6 protein-coding genes are annotated in these 8,215 nt (G+C 72.8%); 2 read left to right on the forward strand and 4 right to left on the reverse strand.

The features are described from left to right. The first annotated feature begins 112 nt into the window (after positions 1–112). Complete coding sequence (locus ACSNOD_RS25105) at positions 113–3,073, forward strand: glycoside hydrolase family 2 TIM barrel-domain containing protein (RefSeq protein WP_436769318.1); 2,961 nt, start codon at positions 113–115, stop codon at positions 3,071–3,073. Between the two features lie 50 nt (positions 3,074–3,123). Here the strand turns inward: ACSNOD_RS25105 and ACSNOD_RS25110 are convergent, their stop codons facing one another. Beyond that, positions 3,124–3,750 carry a TetR/AcrR family transcriptional regulator gene (locus ACSNOD_RS25110; RefSeq protein ID WP_436769319.1) on the reverse strand — a complete coding sequence of 209 codons (627 nt, stop codon included), beginning with the start codon at positions 3,748–3,750 and terminating at the stop codon, positions 3,124–3,126. 56 nt (positions 3,751–3,806) lie between these two features. Between ACSNOD_RS25110 and ACSNOD_RS25115 the strand changes: the two genes are divergently transcribed. Continuing rightward, a complete protein-coding gene (locus tag ACSNOD_RS25115) occupies positions 3,807–4,379 on the forward strand; it encodes an SRPBCC family protein (RefSeq protein ID WP_436769320.1) in 573 nt (190 codons plus the stop codon). Here the strand turns inward: ACSNOD_RS25115 and ACSNOD_RS25120 are convergent. The 3 genes from ACSNOD_RS25120 to ACSNOD_RS25130 all read right to left on the reverse strand — a co-directional run bounded on the left by ACSNOD_RS25120 (position 4,357) and on the right by ACSNOD_RS25130 (position 7,512). Beyond that, positions 4,357–5,013, reverse strand: coding sequence for an alpha-ketoglutarate-dependent dioxygenase AlkB family protein (locus ACSNOD_RS25120; protein WP_436769321.1), 657 nt, complete (start codon positions 5,011–5,013; stop codon positions 4,357–4,359). The genes ACSNOD_RS25115 and ACSNOD_RS25120 overlap by 23 nt on opposite strands. A gap of 58 nt (positions 5,014–5,071) precedes the next feature. Then, on the reverse strand, positions 5,072–6,157 hold the full coding sequence (locus tag ACSNOD_RS25125; protein ID WP_436769322.1) for a hypothetical protein: 1,086 nt from the start codon (positions 6,155–6,157) through the stop codon (positions 5,072–5,074). A 269-nt stretch (positions 6,158–6,426) separates the two neighbouring features. Beyond that, positions 6,427–7,512, reverse strand: a complete 1,086-nt coding sequence (locus tag ACSNOD_RS25130) for a hypothetical protein (protein WP_436769323.1) — start codon at positions 7,510–7,512, stop codon at positions 6,427–6,429. Positions 7,513–8,215: the final 703 nt, after the last annotated feature.

Raw genomic sequence — 8,215 nt, forward strand, 5'->3', positions numbered from 1 at the left:
GCCGCCGCCAGGCCGGCGCGCCACGCCGCAGGGCCCGCACCACAGGCAGCAGCGCGGCCCGCACCACAGGCAGCAGCGCGGGCCCGCACCACAGGAGCAGCGAAGGAGCAGCATGACCAGCAGCGCCCACGGGACTCCGACCCCCTACTACGAGGACGTCTCGCCCGGCCGGGGCGTACTGCCGCCGCGGGCGTGGTACGCCTCCTCCGACGCCCGCCGGCTGAGCCTGAACGGGGTGTGGCGGTTCCGGCTGTCGCCCACCGCCACCGCTCACGACGACTCCTTCGCCCGTACGGACTACGACCCCGGGTACGACGCGCCCGGCTGGGGAGAACTGCCGGTGCCCGCCCACTGGGTGCTGCACGGTCACGGCCGCCCGGCGTACACCAACACGCACTACCCCTTCCCCATCGACCCGCCCCGGGTGCCGACGGAGAACCCGACGGGCGACTACCGCTTCGTGTTCGACCTGCCGGGCGGGCCGGCCGCGTGGGCCGGCGAGTCGGTCCTGCGCTTCGAGGGGGTGGACTCCTGTGCCCGGGTCTGGCTGAACGGGCAGGAACTGGGCGTGTTCACCGGGAGCCGGCTGCCGCACGAGTTCGCGGTGGGCGGCCAGTTGCGGCCGCGGGGGAACGTGCTGGCGGTGCGGGTGCACCAGTGGTCGGCGGGCAGCTATCTGGAAGACCAGGACCAGTGGTGGCTGCCGGGCATCTTCCGGGAGGTGACGCTGGTGCACCGGCCGGAGGAGTCGGTGCGGGACTTCTTCGTGCACGCCTCGTACGACCACCGCCAGGGCACCGGCACGCTGCGGGTGGACTGCGCGCCCGAGGGCCGGGTGACGGTGCCCGAGCTGGGGCTCGACCTGGCCACCGGCGAGTCGGCGACCGTGCCGGTGGAGCCCTGGACGGCCGAGACGCCGCGGCTGTACGAGGGCGAGCTGGCGACGCCCGGGGAGCGGGTGCCGCTGCGGATCGGCTTCCGTACGGTCGCCGTGGTGGACGGGCTGCTGACGGTCAACGGCCGGCCGCTGCTGTTCCGGGGCGTCAACCGGCACGAGTTCCACCCCGAGCACGGCCGGGCGCTGGACCGGGAGACCATGCGGCGCGATGTGCTGTTGATGAAGCAGCACAACATCAACGCCGTGCGCACCAGCCACTATCCGCCGCACCCGGCGTTCCTCGACCTGTGCGACGAGTTCGGGCTGTGGGTGATCGACGAGTGCGACCTGGAGACCCACGGGTTCCACGCGGTGGGCTGGCGGGGCAACCCGGTGGACGACGAGCGCTGGACTCCGGCGCTGCTGGACCGGGCCGCCCGGATGGTGGAGCGGGACAAGAACCACCCGTCGGTCGTCCTGTGGTCGCTGGGCAACGAGTGCGGCACGGGCCGCGGGCTGGTGGCGATGGCGGACTGGGTCCGCGAGCGCGACCCGGACCGGCCGATCCACTACGAGGGCGACCGGAGCTGCGCGGTCGGCGACGTGTACTCCCGGATGTACGCCGACCACGCGGAGGTGGAGCTGATCGGGCGGCGCGCCGAGGAGCCGCTCGACGACCCGGAGGCGGACGCGCGGCGCCGGTCCCTGCCGTTCGTGCTGTGCGAGTACGCGCACGCGATGGGCAACGGCCCCGGCGGGCTGAGCGAGTACCAGCGCCTGTTCGAGCAGTACGAGCGCTGTCAGGGCGGGTTCGTCTGGGAGTGGATCGACCACGGCATCGCCCGGCTGACCCCGGACGGCCGGGCCTACTACGCCTACGGCGGGGACTTCGGCGAGCCGCTGCACGACGGGAACTTCGTCTGTGACGGACTGCTGCTGCCCGACCGCAGCCCCTCGCCGGGGCTGGTGGAGTACAAGAAGGTGATCGAGCCCGTACGGATCGAGGCGGCCGCTGCCGGCGGCGACGCGGCGGCCGGCGCCACGCTGGTGCGCATCACCAACGCTTACGACTTCTCCGACCTGTCGCACCTGTCGTTCGTGTGCGCCTACGAGGTGGAGGGGCTCGCCGTGGCCGCGGGCACGCTCGCCGTGCCGCCGCTCGGTCCGGGCGAGTCCGCCGATCTGAAGCTGCCGGCGCCGCCCGCCGTGGACGGCGACCGGGAGGCGCTGTGGACCGTACGGGCGGTGCTCTCGCGCGATCTGCCCTGGGCCGCCACCGGGCACGAGGTGGCATGGGGCCAGCTGCCCGCCGCCGCGCCCGGCCCCCGCCCCCCGGCGGCGCGGCGCTGCCCCGGGCCGCGGCCGGGCGAGGGAAACGTGATCCTGCTGGGCCCGGGCGCCTTCGAAGCCGCCAGCGGCGAACTGCGGTACATCGACGGCTTCGAGGTGTCCGGCCCCCGGCTGGACGTCTGGCGGGCGCCCACCGACAACGACGAGGGCGCCCCGTGGCAGCCCGGGCCGCGCCTGGGCCCGCTCTGGCGGGCGCTGGGCCTGGACCGGATGCGCCACCGGCTCGACGACGTGTGCATGGAGGGCGAGGCGCTGGTGGTGCGCACCCGGGTGGCGCCGGCGGCGACGGACCTCGGGCTGCGGACCACCTACCGCTGGACGGCGACGGACAACCGGCTGCGGCTGCGCGTCCACGTGGTGCCCGAGGGCGACTGGCCGTGCGTGCTGCCGCGGCTCGGGGTGCGGCTGGGGGTGTGCGGGACGCTGAGCGTGGCCGAGTGGTACGGCGGCGGGCCGGGCGAGGCGTACCCGGACACCCGGGCCGCCGCGCGGGTCGGCCGCTGGTCACTGCCCGTGGACGAGCTGTCCACACCGTATGTGCGGCCGCAGGAGAGCGGCGCGCGGCTGGACGTGCGCTGGCTGCGGCTGCGCCGGGAGGACGGCCGCTCCGGGGTGCGGGTCGAGGGCGATCCGCTGTTCTCCTTCACGGCGCGGCGCTGGACGACCGAGGAGCTGGCGGCGGCCCGGCACACCACCGATCTCGTGCCCGGCCCGCTGATCTGGCTCCATCTCGACCACGCGCACCAGGGCATCGGCAGTCAGTCCTGTGGGCCGGGGGTGCTGCCGCGGTACCAGTTGCCGGCGCGGGAGAGCGAGTTCGGCTTCACGATCTCGTCACTGCGCTGACGGGCGCCCGCGGCTTCCCGCCGCCGGCGCACGGGCGGCCGGCTTCCGTCTCACGCGGTCGCCGCTTCCGCCCCCTGGGGCAGGAGCGCGTCCGCCGACCGTACGACCAGGTCCTCCGCGTGGGGCGGCAGGCCGTCCCCCTCGCGCAGCGCCCGGCGGACCACCGCGTACGGCAGGTCGACGACGGCGAGGACCACGCGCTCGGCGTCCACGGGCCGCCGGGCGCCCAGGCGCCGCGCCACCTCGGCCACGGCGCTCATGACGCGCGCGTTGCCCTCGTCCGCCCGCCGCACGTACGCGTCCGGCCACTCGGCGCGGCCGAAGTCCCGCGCGCCGTGCAGCAGTACGGCGGCCTCGTCCGGATGGGCGCGGCTCCAGGAGACGACGTGGCGGGCCGCCGCCAGGGCCGCGGCCCGGAGGGTGGCGGGCGGGCAGTCGTCGGCGGCGAGCACGGCGAGGGCGGCGAGGAAGCCCTCCTGGAAGCGCTCCACCGTGCGCAGCCACACCTCGGCGAGGAGGGCGGGGCGCTGCGGGAAGCGGTGGTAGACCGAGCCGCTGGGCGCGCCGACCTCCTTGGCGACGGCCGACATGGTGACGGCGGGGGGCCCGCCCCGCGCGGCGAGCGCCACGGCGGCGTCGAGCAGGAGGGCGGAGTCGTATCGGGGTGGCCTGGCCATGGCAGGGAGCGTACTCTGGAGGTATTAGAGACTCCTCTCCAAAACGGGGGTGCACCATGGCGGTGCTCAATGTCCATGAGCGTCTGCTGCGCGCGGGCGCGAGCGAGGTCGGCGCGCTGCTGGACTCGCTGGCGGGGCCGGCGGACCGGCTGTGGCCGCACGACACCTGGCCGGCGATGATCCTGTCCGACGGGCTGACGCCCGGTTCGGCGGGGGGCCACGCCCCGGTGCGGTACGTGGTGGATGCCCATGTGCCGGGTCGCTGGGTGCGCTTCCGCTTCACCGGGCCGCGCGGCTTCCACGGCTTCCACGAGTACACGGTGCACCCGGTGGACGCCGACCGTACGGTGCTGCGCCACACCCTGACCATGAAGGCCCGCGGCGCGGCGCGGCTGAGCTGGCCGCTGTGCTACCGCTGGTGCCATGACGCGGCGCTGGAGGACAGCCTCGACCGGGCGGAGCTCGCCTGCTCGGGAACGGTGGCGCGCCCGGCCCGCTGGAACCCGTACGTGCGCCTGCTGTTCGCCCTCGTCTCCGCGGGCATGGCCCTGTCGGCCCGGTGCGGCAGGCTACGGGGGCGGAGCGAGAGCCAGGGGCGGGGGCGGGTCAGCCACTCCCCAGGCCGCTGACCCGCAGGGTGATGTTGATCCGGCCGGTCAGGCCGAGCTCCGGGGGCGCCGTGCCCGGGTGCGTACGCGGCACGCCGTGGTACGCCGCCCGGGACTCCCGGCCGAAGACGAAGAGATCGCCGCTGCGCAGCTCCACGTCCGTCCAGGGCCGCCCCCGGGTCTCGGTGTTGCCGAACCGGAAGACACAGGAGTCGCCCAGGCTGAAGGAGACCACGGGGGCGTCGGACCGCTCGTCGCTGTCGCGGTGCAGGCCCATGCGGGCGCCCGCGCCGTAGTGGTTGACGAGCGCGATGTCGTACGGGGCGGTGCACGGGCCGTCGCCGTACGCGTGCGCCACAGCCTGCCGGGCGAGATCGCCGAGCCAGCCGGGGAAGGGCTTCACGGGCGCGCCGTCGCCGTCGACGACGGTGCGGGCGTAGCCGTACGGGTACCAGTGCCAGCCGAGACAGACCTGCCGCGCGGTCATCTCGCCGCCGCCGGGCATGCGCACGGTCCGCAGCCCGGCGGGCGGCCGGGCCCAGGCCCGGCAGGCGTCGAGCAGCCGCCGCTGCAGCTCGGGGTCCAGCCACGCGGGGACGTGCACGGCGCCCGGGGCCACCTCGGCGACCGGCCGCGGAAACAGCTCTGCGCTCACACGGCCAGCGTAGGACGTCGCCGCTACGGCACGGCCGGGTGACACGGGAGGGGAGACGTCACTGGAGGCGGTTGATGTGTTCGCAGGTGCGGCGGTCGGGAAAGCCTCGCTCTCCGGCGTGGTTGTAGGTGTCGTCTCCGTCGCCGCAGTTCACCATCCCGCCGGCCTTGTGGATGGTGATCGTGTCGTTACCGTCTCCCAATTCGACGGGCTCAGGGCTGCCGAGGCCGGCCCCCCTATGCCCTCCGTTCCGGCTCATTCCGCCTTCCAGTGTGATGTCGTCATCACCTGGCGTCCCCGTCAGCTGTCCGAAAACGAAGACCCCGTAACCACCCTTGGACGGCCGACTCCCCCGGCCGGTGTCCCCGCCGATCAGCCTGATCGAGACGCCCTCGGGCGCCGACCCGCCCACGACGGTGCCGGCACGCAGCGCATGCCCTCCCTCTGTGGGGAGCGTCCCCCGGCCCCGGTCGCCGCCGTCGCCCCCTTCGATGACGAGGGAGCTGTGCTGGTCGGCACCCACGGTGACCCAGCCCTGGTTTACGCCCATGCCTCCGGACTTCGATTGGCCCGCATCGTATTGGGAGGTTCCGCCGACGCCTCCGTTGCCACCGCGCACGGTGATCTGGTTGATGCCGCGACCGCCGTCGAGAACCCCGCCCTCGATACCGGCTCCGGCACCCCCGCCATCGCCACCGTCGCCGAAGGAGGCGTTGCCTCCCCTGCCACCGTTCCCGCCCGTCAGCGTGATGATGTCGTTGCCGTCGCCCCCCAGTAGCTCCCCGCCGCCTCCCAGCGCGGTCTCCCCCTTTCCTCCTGTGAAACCTGCAAAGTTACGATAGGCGCCGGGGGCTCCATCGCGTCCGGTGACGGTGATGGTGTCGTTGCCGTCACCGCCGTCGACGGTGCCGTACACCGTTCCGGTGATCTCGATGGTGTCGTCGCCACTGGTGCCGGTGAGGGTCTGCCCCTCGGGTACGCCGTTGGTGCAGGTGATGCGGTCACCACTGCGGGAGCAGCCCGCCGGGTCGGCCGCGTGTGCGCTGGGCGGCGCGAGGGCCAGATGCGCCGCGGCCAGCGACACCACGGCCGCCACATGAGCCACATTCATTCGCTGACGCCTCATCAGACGCTTGTCCGTCACTGATTTCTCTCCTTGATTCACCACGTATTCACCACGCGGACAGGGGCTGCGCCACACGCCCAGCGCCTGGGGCACGCGAGAAGCAACTGGGCACCCTTCGCTACCGCTTTCCCTCACGGGACGCGCATGCGGAGCCTTCTTCGGGCAGCTGGCCCGACGATTCGACCGGCCTGCTCAGCGGCCAGTAGGAAACGGCCCTCACCGCTCAAGGGCGGCGCTCGTCGCTGATCGTCGCTCTACGGCACGGCCGGGTGCCGCAGAGGTGGCGTTTACTGGATACGGTTGATGTGTTCGCAGGTGCGATCGGGAAAGCCTCGCCGTCCGGTGTAGTTGTAGGTGTCCTCTCCTGCGCCGCACTTCACGAACCCGGTGGAGCCGTGGACGGTGATCGTGTCGTTACCGGCTTTCGCGTCGAACGACTTGGGAAGCACGAGGCCCGCCGCCCTGGGCCCTCCGCTCCGATTCATTCCGCTTTCCAACGTGATCTCGTCATCCCCTGGTGTCCCGATCAGCCGCGTGCCGTACCCAAGTCCGACGCCCCCAGCGGCTCCTCGGGTCCCGCGGCCGCTGTCCCCGCCAGTCGCCCTGATCGAGACGCCCTCGGGTGCCGCCCCGCCCTCGACAGTGCCGTAAGCGACGGCAGGGCCTCCCGATCCGTGGAACTCGGGCCCATTCGAGAGCTGTTCATCCCCATCGCCTCCCTCGATGACGAGGGAGCTGTGCTGGTCGACACCCACGATGACCCGACCACCTTCCATGCCCGGGCCTCCGCCCCCCGGGCCTGCTGGGCCCTTCTTCGAGGTGCCGCCGGGGCCTCCGTTACCACCGCGCACCGTGATCTGATTGATGCCGCGACCGCCGTCGACAACACCGCCCTTGATACCGCGCCCGCCGTGCCCGCCCTTGGCAGGGGAGTACTCGCCGTCGGCTCCCCTGCCGCCGTTCCCGCCTGTCAGCGTGATGATGTCGTGGCCGTCGCCCCCCAGCAGTTGTCCGCCGCTTCCCAGCGCGCTCTCCCCGCGGCCTCCGCTTTGCGTTGGGCTGGAGCCATGGGCACCGGGGGCTCCATCGCGTCCGGTGACGGTGATGGTGTCGTTGCCGTCACCGCCTTCGACGGTGCCGTACACAGCCCCGGTGATCTCGATGGTGTCGTCGCCACTGGTGCCGGTGAGCGTCTGCCCCTTGGGTACGCCGTTGGTGCAGGTGATGCGGTCACCGCTGCGGGTGCAGCCTGCCGGGTCGGCCGCGTGGGCGCTGGGCGGAGCCAGGGCCAGATGCGCCGCGGCCAGCGACACCACGGCCGCCACATGAGCCACACCGATTCGCTGACGCTTCGTCAGACGCTTGTCCGTCACTGCTCTCTCCTCATTCACCACGCGAAACAGGGGCTGCGCCACAACGCCCAGCAGCCGGGCACGTGAACCGGCCGGTTGGGCCGCTCACGCACCTGTAACGCCGCGGCCGATCCGGGGTGGCGGCAGATCCCCCGCGCGGTGTGATGACCATTTTTCGATGGACCGCCGTCACTCCGAAGAGGGCGTCGAGATCACCAGGACCCTTCGGCGGTCACAAGTCGGCGCCGGTTCCACTCTTTCGACACACCGGATGCGCGTTTGACGTGACATCCGACCGGTTTGCGCGGCAGGCCAACCGGACCCAACTCGCAACCGCTTGCCCTTGAGGAACACGCATGCGGAGCCCTTTTCGGTCAGCCGGTCCGACGATTTGACCGGCCTGCTCGGCGACCCGTAGGAAACGGTCCTCACCGCCGGACATCCCCGCGGTGTTCTCGTCCCTGCCGGCCGCGTTCAGGCCGTCCGGGCGCTGACCTTCCAACCCCCGGGCCGACCGCCTCACCGGCGGCTCCCCTCCCCCTGCATGAAGGAGTAGTTGATGTTCGCTGCACGTACCCGTCTGACGGCCTGGGGCCGCTGCCGGTGGCCATCGTTTCCCCCGCTCCGGGGAAGATCACCAAGGAGCACAAGGTGACCGACACCTACCAGTACGACGCCAAGGGCGGCCCGTCCACGCCCGAGCAGCCGCCGGCCTCCCCGACCC

It is taken from the genome of Streptomyces sp. URMC 123, assembly GCF_051386515.1.
Lineage (GTDB): Bacteria > Actinomycetota > Actinomycetes > Streptomycetales > Streptomycetaceae > Streptomyces.

Coding starts and splice junctions, on each gene's coding strand:
- ACSNOD_RS25110 (WP_436769319.1), bottom strand. CDS start 3,750: ATGGCCAGGCCACCCCGATACGACTCCGCCCTCCTGCTCGACGCCGCC.
- ACSNOD_RS25115 (WP_436769320.1), top strand. CDS start 3,807: ATGGCGGTGCTCAATGTCCATGAGCGTCTGCTGCGCGCGGGCGCGAGC.
- ACSNOD_RS25105 (WP_436769318.1), top strand. CDS start 113: ATGACCAGCAGCGCCCACGGGACTCCGACCCCCTACTACGAGGACGTC.